Raw genomic sequence first — 12,495 nt, 5'->3', positions numbered from 1 at the left:
GCCTGCCACTGCCTATTTGGCCCAGCCGCGCAGCAACATCGCCGAGGCGATGACGAACATGCCCAGCGCCTCCCAGTCCTGCCCGAACCACAGCAGCGGGACGTTGGCCAGAAGGGCAAGCGCGGTGAGGGTCCAGGGCCATCCCCTCGGCAGCTCTCCGCGAGCGGCGTGCAGGCTGTGCCGCAGCTGCAGGGCTCCGATGGTGGACGCCAGCGGGACGGCGAGGAGCGGGCTGTGCCGTGTGCCCTCGCTCAGGCCGACCGTCGTGTAGAACGGCGCCTGGGCGGTCCACAGCACGATGAGCGCGACCAGGGGCCAGTGGGGGCGCCGCATCACCCAAGCCGGCGGGATCATTCCGCTCACGCGGCCACCTCGATCGTCTCGGCCGAGTCGTCGGTGCGCAGTTCCAACTGGACCCGGCCACCGTGGGAGGAGACCGTGATCACGCACGCGCGGGCCGTGCGGTCGCGCAGCAGGCGGGTGACCGTGGAGCGCAGGGCCGCTCGCGGCCGATCGCCGATCGTCGCCTGGATCGGGCCCTGCGGCAGGTCCAGGCGAGTCGTGATGCCCGCGACCGACAGCAGCGCGGCGGCGGTCTCCAGTTCGGCGCGTAGCGAGGGCCGCCGATAGCCCCGCACGCGCTGTCTGGCCTCGGCGAGGGTGGCCCTGGCGTCCTCGGAGAGCCGGGTCATCTCTGCCTCGAGACGGTCTTGATCACTCTGCGCGAGCAGTTCGCGGCTCCGTTCTCCCCGGGCGGCGATCGCCGCCAGCGCGGAACCGAGCGTGGAGCGCAGGTCGTCGTCGATCCGGCGGCGTTCCTGCGCGACCGCCTGCTGGGCCAGCGCCTCACGGGCCGACTGCAGGCGGATGAGCGCCGCGGCCAGCCAGACCAGCAGGAGCAATGCCGTACTGCCGCACATCAGGGTGAACCACACCCATGGCGCCTCCGTCAACGCCAGCCCCATCGCGTAGCCCACAGGGGCTGACGCCAGGACCAGCGCGACACTCACCGCGTAAGACCAGCGGCTGGGCAGTACCAGTACCGCCGATACGATCAACGCCACATAGGCCCGCACCCACGTGGCCCCGGCCAGCGGTGTCGCACCGAGAATCACGACCGCCATGGCCGCCAGCGTCCAGAGCCCGGCCGGCGGTCGGGCGCCATGGGCCGCGTGCCAAAGATGACGCAGGTGAAGCGGTAGATAGACCGCGCTCGCGGCCAGGCTCCAGAGCGCTGCGCGGGTGCCGCCCGGATAGCCGAAGGCGAGAGCCACCTGCAACGTGGGGAACAAAGCGCTGCAGGCGACCGCGCCGCCCGGCGCCAGTCGGACGACGCGGTCGAGATGCCAGCGCTGCTCGTACCCGTCCACCACCTGGCCTCCCGTCGCGGACGACCAGGGTAGGGGCTGCGGCAGGACGGCGACGTCCGCTGATGACCAGAGCCGGGCGGATATGAGCGGAAAGCTCATCAGGCGACGGACGCCTCGTATCGCAGCACGACACTGTCGGAGCCGTCGAGCCTGCGGACTTCCGCGAGGCCCAACCGGCCCGACGCGCCGGTGAAGAGGGGCGTGCCCGCACCCAGCGCCGCGGGGGCCGACGACCAGGTGCAGTTCGTCTACCAAGCCAGCCTGAAGGAGCGCGTTCCAGGTGATCCGGCTGCCGAAGGTCACCAGGTCGCCTTCGGTCTGCTGCTTGAGCTCCTTGACCCGGGACTCCGCCTCTCCACGCCCGATCACCGTGGTCTGCTCCGACCAGGGTGCGATGTCGTCACCCGTCAGAGAATCGGAGATCACGTTCACCTTGATGCGCCCGTAGATTCCGCCGAACTCCTGGTTCACCGTCGAGGCCTCGGGGTTGTCCACCTGGGCGGGCCAGAACCCCATGAACATCCGGTACGAGTCGGCGCCGAGCAGTAGGGCCTCGGCCACCCGCAGACGTTCCAGGTTTTAGGCGTCGAACGCGGCGTCCATCTCCAGTACGAGCGGGTTGCCGTCGTTGTCGGCGTAAAAGCCGTCGAGAGACATGATGTTGCAGACCACCAGCCTGGCCATGGGGGTACTCCTTGCAATGAGGTTTCCTGGTCCCCGTACCTTCGCCGCAATCACGGCCGGTCAGTAGATGCAAATGTCACCAGGAGCACCGTGAATCTCGCTGACCAAGCTCGCCGGGGGCTGCGGTCTCCCAGGCCCGCGCCGTCTCTGACGTCTCCAGCCGAGGTGAGCGGTCAGTCTCCAACTCGCCGTGGCACGTGCGCCAACTCGTCCCAGCCTGGCTCGTTACCCGCAGCAAGGGCGCGGTGGCTGGTGTCCGGGTCGGGGTGCCGCGACCATCTGGCCGGAATGGAACGCTTAGCCGCCTGCCGCAGGTCAGGGATGTGCTGCAGCCGATCAGGTTCTCCGCGAGATGACCATGATGTATTCGCAGGGGGCGTTCGTTCGGTTGGCGAAGCCGTGCTCTGCGTCGGCTTGGACGAACAGGGAGTCGCCTGTGTTCAGGGTCTCGCTGATCCCCCCGATCGCGACGGTCAGGGTGCCTTCGAGCACCACGATCTGTTTCTCCGTACCAGGCGGATACGCGGGCAGCAGCCCGGTCGAGACCTGCGCCGGAAGATAGTGGACGATCACCTCGGCTCCTCCCGCGCCCGGGGCCGCCGACACTATGTGCCGCTCGAAGCCGGTCTCCGGGTCACGGAAAACAGGACGGTCCTTCTTACGCAAGGCGATGGCCACACCTGACACCGCAGCGGTCGGTGCACCGATCAGGTCCGACAGCGACACGTCGAGCGCGTGGGCGATCCTGGACGCCACGCCGATCGTCGGGCTCTTCTCACCGCGCTCGACCTTGGACAGCATCGCCCGGCTGACCGACGACTGTGCGGACAACTGCTCCAGCGTCAGGCCCGCCTCCTCGCGACGGCGCCGCACGTTACCGCCGAACGCGCCGGCCAGGTCATCACCGTGCTGTGATTCGGCCGCGTCTCTGTCCTGCTCGACCACTGTGCTCCTCAATCGACGAGTACCTCGCCGCCGCAGTGTATGGTTTCTTCTAAAGAAGACATGAGTCTTCTATCGGAGACGCACGTCGTGCGCCCTACATGACAGAGGTTCCATGCGTTTGATCTCGAGTGGCCGGCACCACGCCACCTTCGCATTCGGCGACCTGCAGGTGGTCTCGTTGCGAGACGGGTACATCGACATGCCACCGACACGGCTCCGCGACGAGGAGGGGCGCCCGCTCGATGAGCTGCCGGCCGCCGTCCCCCTGGCCGACGACAACCTGCGGCTGTCGGTCAACGCCTTCTTCGTCACCGACGGCACGCGATCGATTCTCATCGACACCGGTGCGTCCGACGTCTGGCACGACCCCACCATGGGATTGATCTACGACGCGCTCGACGAAGCGGGAATCGATCGTGCGCAGATCACCGACGTGGCCATCACCCACAAGCACGAAGACCATGTGAGCGGCCTGATCACACCGAACGGTTCGGGGGCGTTCACCGCACTCGAGCGTGTATGGATCGGCGCGGGCGACGCCTCGGTATTCACGGGGCGGCTCGAGCCGATCCGTGACAGGGTCGTGCCAGTGGCGGAGAAGGTCGCGATCAACGAATGGGCCACTGCGGTCCCGACACCGGGCCACACACCCGGTCACACCGTCTACGACATCAGGAGCGGCACCGGTCACCTTCTCGTCTGGGGCGACACCGTTCACGTTCCCACGCTTCAATTCGAGCAGCCGAACGTCTCCTGGGAGCTCGACGGCGACCAGTCCCAGGCCCGCGCCGCGCGAGGGGCGCTCCTCGATCAACTGACCCGACCACACCACTTCGTGGCCGGCGCCCACCTCGACTCCCCCGGCATCGCCCGCGTAACCCCCTCCGGCGACGGTTATGCGCTGGAATACCTCGCACCACCGATCGGCTGATCGAGCCTGCCGGCTCCCGGCCGCACTCGCGATGGCGGGGTCCGATTCATGTCCGAGCAGACCGGGCCGGGAGCCGACGCCGTGGTCGCCGACCTCAAACGCCGACCGCCCCGCAAGGTCAGGCTGGGCGGGCCGAAGTTGCTGCTCGGCGTGCCATTGATGGTCTTCCAGGAAATCGCGGCAGCTGATCCGGTGATGTGGGGCGCGGTCGCAGGTGGTGACGGTGCCGCCGGGCTGGACGGTGGAGGTTGCCGCCTCGCGGGTCATGGCCAGGTAACGCACGGCTCGTTGGTCATGGGACAGGCGGGGCGGCACGCAGCAGCACGTCCCGCCATGCGCGGATGAGCGCGAAGCCGAAGTCGGTGAACGCCGTGCCGTATCAGCGGGCCTTCCCGGGCGATCAGACGGTGCGACATAGCAGCGCTGAACGCCTCCAGACGATCCAGGTGACCTGCCAATCGCGCCGGGCCAAAGCAGGACGTGGGGCCACCCCGGGCGCCCGACCTGTTGGGCATGCCGCCAAACAGACGACAATTCAACCCGGCTGGTGGACCTGAGGGAACATGCAGCGACCACGCAACCCACCTTCAACCACACAGAGTGTCCCGGGGGGTCAGAAGCCGCCCCAGCGAACATACCCAGAAAGTGAGTCGTCCGCCCGAAGCACCGAGGCCGCTGAGCCTTGCGAGGTCAGCACAAGCTTCCAGTCGCCATCCCACCTCACGGTCGTAGTCATGGCTGTATGTCCGCCGCGCGCCGGGTCGCGCGACACCGTTCCGATCACTGCATTCTGCGTGGTGTACGAGACGATCCGGAAGCCCGCAATCTGCGCCGCCTCCGCAGCCGGCACGACCTGGTGAGACCCCCGCGTCTGCGCATAGGTCGCCTTGCCCGCGTCCGAAGCAACCTGCTGTCCCAGGACCTTCTGCCAACCAGCCGCCCGCTCGAGCCGCACCCTGATTTGGACCGCGGCCATCAGTGCCCCACTGGGCGTGTGCGTGTAGCAACGCGCGACTTCTCCTTGGACGGTCATTGGCCCGGCTGACGGGGAGAACGGCACTGCAACGCCCTTGAAACGCTTCCAGAAAACCCCCGCGGGCGCCTTTCGGGGGACGCTCCGTTCGATGTCATTTTCATTGAGAGAACATGCGCGGATATTTGCACCACTCTTGGGCGGACGTATGGGGCTCGTCGTCACAGCCGCCGTCTCCTCATTCCCCTTCTCACCACAACCGGCAGCGACCAAGACGCCAAGGCCGACGACGGTCGCCAGACAAGTCTTCCTGAACATGTGAGCGTCCATTTCGCAACGTGGACCGGAATTGTCGAATCGACATGCTAGAGCACTGGACCCGGCGCCGAGGGCGGCGGTGGCGAGGCGGGAGGGCCTCGTTGCAGTGTCTGGTTAGGCCAGGCCGCCGACCGGGATCCGATATCGACACGTAAGGCGCTGGTCTTTGCCGGGCGAGGCGACGCCCACGTGCGCGTTCCTACCACTCCTGCCTGTACTGGCGGGTAGGTACTCGTTAGGCATGACGAAACGCCTGGGAGATGTTGAGGCCGGCAGAACCCCCACCGGGCCGCGCCCTCGCTGATCAGGCAGGCGCGAGTAGGGTTCGGGCAGCTCGCGGCGGCGCTGTTCCAGGCGGCGCTCGCGAATCCACGCGGCGACCGTGCGGCCTCGCTCCCGGAACAGTTCCCCTGGCGTCCTCGCAGAGAGGCCACACCCTCAGCCATTTGCTTCTTGGGGGCGGCGTCGCGTGGGCGGCCGGTGGCCGCAGGTGGCATTGACCTGAGTCCCGGGAGCGCGGAGCAGGGCGGGTGATATCAGGGCAAAGGTACGGTTGCGCCGTGACATCGGTGACTCTCGTGCCCCAGACGCGGACCATGAGCGGCGAGGAGCTCTCGGCTGGCGATGCCTGGACCACCCTGCGCGAGTACGGCGTGTGGCGCCTGGCCCGAGACTCCTGGATCCGGTTCAGGTACGGGGATGGCATGAGCCATTCCAGGGCGCTGGCCTTCCAGATGTGCCTGTCGATCGTTCCCGGTGCCATCGCCCTGGTCGGGCTGAGCTCGGTCGCCCACCAGGAGCAGTTGGGCCAAGTGATCGAGCTGACGCTGAGCCGACTGGCCCCCGGCGGGGACACCGATGCCGTCCGGGAGGTGCTCGGCGAGCAGTGGCGGAGCCGCGACGCGCTGGCCCTGTGGCTGGGGCTCGCCACCGCGCTAGCGTCCCTGACCAGCACGATGGCTCAGATCGAGCGCGGCGCGAACCGGATCTACGGCATGAAACGCGACCGTCCGTTCCACCGCAAGTACGGCAGAGCGGCGATGCTGGCCGTCACGGCGGGCGCGTTCATGGTCTCCGGCTTCACGGTCATGGCCGGCGGCGACGCCATCGGAGGCGCTCTCGCCGAGGTCTATGGCTGGGGTGACGGTCTGCGCACCTCATTCGACCTGGGGCGCTGGCCGCTGGGCTTCCTGCTCGCGCTGGCCTCCACCTCGGTGCTGTTCCGCGCCTCTCCCCGCCGCAGGCAACCCGGCCACACGTGGTTGGCCTTCGGCGCGCTTGTCACCTTGGCGCTCTGGACCCTGTTCACGTTCTGCTTGGCGTTCTACACCGGCCAGCACACCACGTTCGGCAGCACCTATGGTCCGCTCACCGCGGTGATGGCGCTGCTGCTGTGGTCGTTCCTCAGTTCGATCGCGCTGTTCTTCGGCCTGGCGTCCGCCGCCCAACTGGAGGCCTACCGCGGGCGCTGCCCCGTCCCCGCCACACCGGACCCTGGCCCGACCGCCGAAGAGGAACGCGAGCCACTGGTGGGCGCCGTCGGCTCGGCACTCATCACCTCGATCCGCGGCCTCAGCGACCTGCTCAGGCGACTCCGGCTCCGCAAAGACCAGAACCCCTGAGGGTCCTCTGGGCCGGTTTGCTCCCCGCACCGCATCAGTTGCGACGTCATGGTGCGGCGCGCAACTGCGAGCCGTGCTCGTTGCGGGGTGGAGTGCCGAGCTGTGGAGAAAGTGGTGATGCCGTTCGTCGATACGCCGCTGACCGTTCCGAGGGGGCGCGCGGAGCCAGGGCCTTTGGGGGGCGGCGGGTCGCCGGTGTGGGCGGCCAGCGTGCGGCGGTCAATGTGCCCTTTCGACCATGGGAGCGCAGCACGCCATCACCACGCCAGGTCGTGGTGCGTGGGATCCTGCGGCACGTAGAGAGCGGTCGCGCTGTGTACGTCGCCGCCGCCGAACATGGTGTTCTCGAACGTCATCGTGCGCCTTCCGCGGAAAGTGGAAGAGGGATCCAGTCTCAGAGTCGGGCGCTCCTGCGGCGGGCCACGCCGGAGGAGGCCAGGCGGGTCATCGGGGACGCGCCGAGGTGAGGTTCTGTCTCCGGGCTCTCCCCAGGCGATCGGGTGGTTCGGGCGCAGGCCTTTCAGCTCCGGCGGCGCGCTCGGGGCGGTGGCCGTCGCCGGCCTGACGACGGCCAACGCGCTGGCCCGGCGTCCACCGCGCACCGGCGCGGAGCTGAGCAGCCGGGTTCGGCTGCCGCCGCCGTTCCAGGTGCCGCTGCCGCTGCCGCCAGTGCTGAAGCCGGTCGCCACGACTGGCGGCATCGATCGGTACGAGATCACCCAGCGCGAGGTGACCGCGGAAGTCCTGCCCGGCGTGCGGACGCCGCTGTGGACCTACGAGGGCACTTTCCCCGGACCGACGATCGAGTCGCGACGCGGACGGCCGGTCAGCGTGCGGCACCGCAACGAGCTGCCAGTGCCGACCGTCGTGCACCTGCACGGCGGCAGGACCCCGGCCGCCTCCGACGGATATCCGACCGACCTCGTCCTGCCGGACGGATGGCCGGACGCGGTCCAGGGCGGGCATGGGATGCACGGCATGCCGGGCGGCGTGGGCGGCGCGCGGAGCATGCACGACCCGCGCGCGGTGCCGTCCCGGCTCACGCGGGACTACGCCTTTCCGCTGGACCAGCGGCCGACGCTTCTCTGGTACCACGACCACCGGATGGACTTCACCGCCCCCGCGATCTGGCGGGGCCTCGCCGGGCTGCACATCGTGCGCGACGACGCCGAGGAGGCGCTCGGCCTTCCGTCCGGCCCGCGCGAGCTGCCGCTCATGATCGGGGACCGGGCGTTCCACGCCGACGGCACGCTCGCCTACCCGTCCCTCGACCCGGCGCTGCGCACGGAGCCGGGGGGTGGAGGAGCCCTACCTCGCGGGCGTCCTCGGGGACGTGATCCTGGTGAACGGCGCGCCGTGGCCCGTGCACGAAGTCGATGCCGCCCGGTACCGGCTGCGCGTCCTGAACGCTTCGAACGCCCGGCACTACGAGCTGGAAGCGGTCGCCGAGGACGGCCGCCGATTGGACCTGATCCAGGTCGGCGCCGACCAGGGGCTGCTCGCCGGACCGGCCCGCCACCGGTCGCTGCCGATCGCACCGGCCGAACGCTACGACGTGGTCGTCGACCTCTCCGGCATCCCAGTCGGCGGGCTGGTCAAGGTCGTCAACCGGCTGGGTTCCGGGCGGACCCGGGACGTGATGGCCTTCCGCGTCGCGCGCAAGGCCCCGGACGACAGTCGCGTCCCCCGCGTCCTGTCGACCGACCTGCCCACCTGGAGCCGGTCGGACGCCGTGCGGGTGCGTGACTTCTCCTTCCGCGCGGGTCGCATGAACGGCGGCCACGGATGGGTGGTCGGCGGGAGGCCGTTCGACCCCGCCCGCACCGACGTCACCGTCCGGCTCGGCGACGTGGAGGTCTGGCGGTGGTCGCCGACATCCACCACCCCGTCCACCTGCACCTGGTCGGATTCAAGGTGCTTTCGCGCAGCGGGAGGGCGCCGCTGCCCCATGACGCCGGGCTCAAGGACACCGTCTCCCTGCGGCCAGGCGAGTCAGTGGAAATCCTCACCCGCTTCGACGGCTATCGCGGTCGCTACCTCCTCCACTGCCACAACGCCGAACACGAGGACATGGGGATGATGGCCAACTTCGAAGTGCTCTGACCCCGCCCTCCACCTACAAGGAGCGTCATGCCCGAACACGCCGGAATCGTCATTACCGGCGCGAGCCTCGCCGGAGCCAAGGCCACGCAAGCCCTGCGGCGGGATCACGGCTACGACGGTCCGATCACTCTCGTCGGCGACGAAGTTCATCGGCCCTACGAGCGCCCTGGCCTGTCCAACCACAGCAGATCCGGCTGATCGCTCCGTCTGCTCACTATCGGGAAGCGTTCCGGTGCTCAAGAATCCAGGCGGCGATCTGTACGCGAGAATTGAAACCCAGTTTGACGAGTATGTTCTCGACATGGCCCTCCGCGGTGCGTTGAGCGACGACGAGCCTTGCGGCGATCTCTTTATTGCTCATGCCCTCCGCGACGAGTTGGGCGACTTCCAGCTCACGTCTTGTCAGTACGGAAGGAGTGCTGGGATCCGGCGGCTCGGCTTGCGTCTGCACGGGGCTGTCCGTGTCCAGCGCATAGGCAATCGCCTCGTCGAAGTCAAGACCTGCCCCAAATCGAAAGGCCATGGCGTACTTCTCATGCTGCAGAGAAGAACGCAATTGCTTTTCGCAAGTTTCGTGGGCATCGGCATACGGCCGGAATTTTTCCAGAGACAGACCCAGGGATCGCCGGAGGGCGTCGGCAACGCCGAGCAGGCAAGCGGAGCGTTCGTACTGCCTCTGGGCGGAGGCAGCCCAAGCCAGCGCCTCAAAACTCCAGACGGGACTGTACCGATAGCCTATTACATAGTCTATGTGGAGACTGTCCTTGAACAATGCGCTGGCCTGTTCGATGGCCCCGGCTCGCCAACAGTCGATACCGACGACCCATCGCCCCATGGATATCTCGCCTGGGGCGTCCGCGGATTCGGCCATCTTCAGGCACTCGGCGGCGAGATCAGCCGAGCCGTCACACCCGAGAAATGCTGCGCAAGTAGCCAGGTAAAAAGACGCGAAGAAGGCTTCGTTCACACTTCCGTTATCGGCAAGCTTTTTCTGGTTCTCGCGATACCAGTCACGCGCTTCAGTCAACTCGCCTATTGCACGTGGGAGATCCCCGGTCAAGAAGGACGCCCGACCCAAGAGCAGCTTGAGAAGGGCCTGCGACCGGCCATCGTCAGAATGTGCGATTTGCTCTCGACATTCATCCATCATGGGGAGGGCGACATCGATCTCCCCTTGCATCAGCGCGAAGGTCGCATCCACGGCCAGCGCTTCGAATCTCGCCGGACTCGACCGTTTATTCTTCCGGAGCGCCTGGTCGAGCCAGTGACGGGCCTCGCTGTGAGCTCCATTGAAGACCCAGTACCCGTAGAGCTTGGTGGCGATGTCCAGGCTCGCCTCAGTCCGGTCGGCATCAGCCAAGGAAAAGGCCAGTGCGGCACGCAGGTTCGGCAGTTCCTGGCGCATCCTGGCAAACCAATCACTCTGCCGCTGACTGAACCAATTAAGATTTGCCCGTTCGGCGAGTTGCCGGTAGTAGTCGCGGTGGCGGCGGCGATAAGACGTTTGCGCACCGCTTTCATCCAGGCGCTCTTGGCCATAATGATTAAGAGTTTCAAGCAGTCGATACCGCGCTATTTTGTCATCGTCCTCGCGAATAAGAATCGATTTCTCAAGGAGGCTCGTCACAAGACCGAGGACATCTTCATGCGCGATACCGTCCCCTGAGCAGACCTGTTCGGCGGCATCAAGGTCGAATCCGGCGGGAAACACGGACAACCGCGCCCACAGCGTCTGCTCCGCCGAGGAGCACAGGTCGTAGCTCCAGTCGACCGTGGCTTTCAGCGTCTGGTGGCGAGGCAGGGCGGACCGGTATCCCTGGGTCAGGAATCGGAAACGATTGTCAAGCCGGTCGACAATCTGTTCGAGTGACAGGGCCCGGAGTCGAACTGCCGCCAATTCCAGCGCGAGCGGGATGCCCTCGAGCTGGCGACACAGCCTCGCCAGCATGGAGCTGTTCTCGGAGCTGATCACAAACTCCGGCCGAACCGCCCTCGCGCGTTCCATGAACAGCATCACTGACTCGTACTGGGCCACCGTACGCGGAGTCACCTGTTCGACCCGGTCCGGTACCGACAACGGAGCCAGCGCCATCACCACCTCCTCCCTGGCCCTTAGGGGCTCCCGGCTGGTCGCCAGGATCCGCAATCCCCCGGCCCCACCGAGGAGCTTCTCGACCAGGGGCGCACACGCTTCGAGCAGATGTTCGCAGTTGTCCAGCACCAGAAGCAGGCGCTTACCCTGCAGGAAATCCACCAGGGTCTCGGCCGAAGACCGGACTGACCGATCTCGCAGCCCCAGAGCGGCTGCAACGTTGCGCGCCAGCAAGTCACCGTCTTGTAGCGCCGCCAGTTCTACTAGCCAGACACCGTCCGGGAACGCCCGCCGGACCTCGGCTGCCACCCGTATCGCCAGCCGTGTCTTACCGACCCCGCCGACACCGGTCAACATCAACAACCGCGTGTCGGAGAGCAGCCTCTTCGCCTCGACCACCTCCCGCCTGCGGCCGACGATGCCCATCGCGTCGGGCGGGAGGCTACCGACCACCTGCGGCGATGCGTCTTGAGCCATAGTTCATGCTAATCGGGAACCCCGAGACGAAAAGCCTCTCACCAGGAGCTTTACGAATTTTCATGGTTACTCAAGTGTGTATCGGGGCCCTGGCGGCTGGTGTGACGCATGAGACCCGTGTGTCAGCGACGCGACGTACCGCTGCCGCCTCCCTATCGATGACGCCCGGCCCACCCCTCCTCCCTAGATATCGACGCCGGATGAGGCTTTGATGACGGTTGCCGACCGAGTTCGGGGTCGGGGCCGCGACCACGCATCGCCACGCGACCTAGGCGAGACTTGCTGAACCAGTGCTCAGGTTGTCGGACGAGTGAGCGGCCCAACGATGTCGTAGGCGAGGAGCTCAGGTGTCGAGCCTGGCAGCGCCATCAGGTCCCAGGTCAAGAGCTTTCCCACGACCGCCTGGGCAACCATCTTCCTGGGAAGGCACTTGCACGCCGCATCCCCGGCTGCTCGAGGACAGAAAGTCGGTCACGTTCCGCTCCAAGGCCAGCACGTAACGCATCGCCGCCCGCAAAGTGACAGAAGGATCAAGATCCTCGGGATACATCAGCGCCTCTTCCAGGTGTAGTCGAAGCGCGGTCAGCGGTGTGCGCAGGTCGTGGCTCAGGTCGCGGGGCGTTCGCCGGGCGAGGTCGTCTGCACCCAGGCAATCGAGAGGGGCCTTGGTCGTCGCAACGTCACGGATCTCGACCACCTGGCCTCCGGATGCATGGGGCGCGCTTTGCGTCTGCTGCTGGCTCATGGTTCGGCCTTCCGTCAAGCTCATCTGCTTACCGGTCCAGCGTGCCTTGAGGGCAGAGGTCGCGGCGGGGGGTGAAGTACGGGTATCACTACCTAGATCTAGCGCGAGATCGGGTGTCCGACCGGGACGGGGATCGCCTCCCGGCCCGCGGGCGCGGGCAAGCGAGCCCATCCAGCCTGATCCCGCCTTCGCATGACCGGCCGCCGCCCTCTGTTACCAGATCTTTGCGCTCACG

The 12,495-nt window shown here is 67.1% G+C and carries 12 protein-coding genes; 6 read left to right on the top strand and 6 right to left on the bottom strand.

Going from position 1 to position 12,495, the window contains the following annotated elements:
- Positions 1 to 12: 12 nt before the first annotated feature.
- The 3 genes from ABWI04_RS14780 to ABWI04_RS14770 all read right to left on the bottom strand — a co-directional run bounded on the left by ABWI04_RS14780 (position 13) and on the right by ABWI04_RS14770 (position 2,999).
- Positions 13 to 363 carry a hypothetical protein gene (locus tag ABWI04_RS14780; protein ID WP_353832742.1) on the bottom strand — a complete coding sequence of 117 codons (351 nt, stop codon included), beginning with the start codon at positions 361 to 363 and terminating at the stop codon, positions 13 to 15.
- A complete protein-coding gene (locus tag ABWI04_RS14775; RefSeq protein WP_353832741.1) occupies positions 360 to 1,931 on the bottom strand; it encodes a dihydrofolate reductase family protein in 1,572 nt (523 codons plus the stop codon). Before ABWI04_RS14775 ends, ABWI04_RS14780 begins: the two co-directional genes overlap by 4 nt.
- A gap of 459 nt (positions 1,932 to 2,390) precedes the next feature.
- Positions 2,391 to 2,999 carry a helix-turn-helix domain-containing protein gene (locus ABWI04_RS14770; RefSeq protein WP_353832740.1) on the bottom strand — a complete coding sequence of 203 codons (609 nt, stop codon included), beginning with the start codon at positions 2,997 to 2,999 and terminating at the stop codon, positions 2,391 to 2,393.
- 112 nt (positions 3,000 to 3,111) lie between these two features.
- Here ABWI04_RS14770 and ABWI04_RS14765 point away from each other — a divergent pair, with 112 nt between their 5' ends.
- A complete protein-coding gene (locus ABWI04_RS14765; RefSeq protein WP_353832739.1) occupies positions 3,112 to 3,930 on the top strand; it encodes an MBL fold metallo-hydrolase in 819 nt (272 codons plus the stop codon).
- Between the two features lie 48 nt (positions 3,931 to 3,978).
- Positions 3,979 to 4,275 carry a hypothetical protein gene (locus ABWI04_RS14760; RefSeq protein WP_353832738.1) on the top strand — a complete coding sequence of 99 codons (297 nt, stop codon included), beginning with the start codon at positions 3,979 to 3,981 and terminating at the stop codon, positions 4,273 to 4,275.
- 268 nt (positions 4,276 to 4,543) lie between these two features.
- Here ABWI04_RS14760 and ABWI04_RS14755 read toward each other — a convergent pair whose 3' ends face one another.
- On the bottom strand, positions 4,544 to 5,221 hold the full coding sequence (locus ABWI04_RS14755) for a DUF8175 domain-containg protein (protein WP_353832737.1): 678 nt from the start codon (positions 5,219 to 5,221) through the stop codon (positions 4,544 to 4,546).
- 596 nt (positions 5,222 to 5,817) lie between these two features.
- On the opposite strand from ABWI04_RS14755, the gene ABWI04_RS14750 reads away from it, so the two are divergent.
- The 4 genes from ABWI04_RS14750 to ABWI04_RS14735 all read left to right on the top strand — a co-directional run bounded on the left by ABWI04_RS14750 (position 5,818) and on the right by ABWI04_RS14735 (position 9,144).
- Positions 5,818 to 6,843 carry a YihY/virulence factor BrkB family protein gene (locus ABWI04_RS14750; protein WP_353832736.1) on the top strand — a complete coding sequence of 342 codons (1,026 nt, stop codon included), beginning with the start codon at positions 5,818 to 5,820 and terminating at the stop codon, positions 6,841 to 6,843.
- Positions 6,844 to 7,179: 336 nt separating this feature from the next.
- Positions 7,180 to 8,589: a multicopper oxidase family protein gene (locus tag ABWI04_RS14745; RefSeq protein ID WP_353832735.1), complete on the top strand. Its 1,410-nt coding sequence runs from the start codon at positions 7,180 to 7,182 to the stop codon at positions 8,587 to 8,589.
- A 39-nt stretch (positions 8,590 to 8,628) separates the two neighbouring features.
- Complete coding sequence (locus ABWI04_RS14740; RefSeq protein WP_353832734.1) at positions 8,629 to 8,946, top strand: multicopper oxidase domain-containing protein; 318 nt, start codon at positions 8,629 to 8,631, stop codon at positions 8,944 to 8,946.
- 27 nt (positions 8,947 to 8,973) lie between these two features.
- On the top strand, positions 8,974 to 9,144 hold the full coding sequence (locus ABWI04_RS14735; protein WP_353832733.1) for a hypothetical protein: 171 nt from the start codon (positions 8,974 to 8,976) through the stop codon (positions 9,142 to 9,144).
- A 16-nt stretch (positions 9,145 to 9,160) separates the two neighbouring features.
- Here ABWI04_RS14735 and ABWI04_RS14730 read toward each other — a convergent pair whose 3' ends face one another.
- Together ABWI04_RS14730 and ABWI04_RS14725 are read right to left on the bottom strand one after the other, a co-directional pair.
- Positions 9,161 to 11,464, bottom strand: coding sequence for an ATP-binding protein (locus ABWI04_RS14730; RefSeq protein ID WP_353832732.1), 2,304 nt, complete (start codon positions 11,462 to 11,464; stop codon positions 9,161 to 9,163).
- A 394-nt stretch (positions 11,465 to 11,858) separates the two neighbouring features.
- Complete coding sequence (locus ABWI04_RS14725; protein WP_353832731.1) at positions 11,859 to 12,260, bottom strand: histidine kinase dimerization/phospho-acceptor domain-containing protein; 402 nt, start codon at positions 12,258 to 12,260, stop codon at positions 11,859 to 11,861.
- Positions 12,261 to 12,495 lie beyond the last annotated feature (235 nt).

This window comes from Actinomadura sp. NPDC000929, assembly GCF_040492065.1.
GTDB lineage: Bacteria > Actinomycetota > Actinomycetes > Streptosporangiales > Streptosporangiaceae > Spirillospora > Spirillospora verrucosospora.
This window is presented reverse-complemented; position numbering and strand designations above follow the sequence as displayed.

Coding starts and splice junctions, on each gene's coding strand:
- ABWI04_RS14765 (WP_353832739.1), top strand. CDS start 3,112: ATGCGTTTGATCTCGAGTGGCCGGCACCACGCCACCTTCGCATTCGGC.
- ABWI04_RS14760 (WP_353832738.1), top strand. CDS start 3,979: ATGTCCGAGCAGACCGGGCCGGGAGCCGACGCCGTGGTCGCCGACCTC.
- ABWI04_RS14755 (WP_353832737.1), bottom strand. CDS start 5,221: ATGTTCAGGAAGACTTGTCTGGCGACCGTCGTCGGCCTTGGCGTCTTG.
- ABWI04_RS14750 (WP_353832736.1), top strand. CDS start 5,818: ATGAGCGGCGAGGAGCTCTCGGCTGGCGATGCCTGGACCACCCTGCGC.
- ABWI04_RS14745 (WP_353832735.1), top strand. CDS start 7,180: ATGGTGTTCTCGAACGTCATCGTGCGCCTTCCGCGGAAAGTGGAAGAG.
- ABWI04_RS14740 (WP_353832734.1), top strand. CDS start 8,629: ATGGGTGGTCGGCGGGAGGCCGTTCGACCCCGCCCGCACCGACGTCAC.
- ABWI04_RS14735 (WP_353832733.1), top strand. CDS start 8,974: ATGCCCGAACACGCCGGAATCGTCATTACCGGCGCGAGCCTCGCCGGA.
- ABWI04_RS14730 (WP_353832732.1), bottom strand. CDS start 11,464: ATGGGCATCGTCGGCCGCAGGCGGGAGGTGGTCGAGGCGAAGAGGCTG.
- ABWI04_RS14725 (WP_353832731.1), bottom strand. CDS start 12,260: ATGAGCCAGCAGCAGACGCAAAGCGCGCCCCATGCATCCGGAGGCCAG.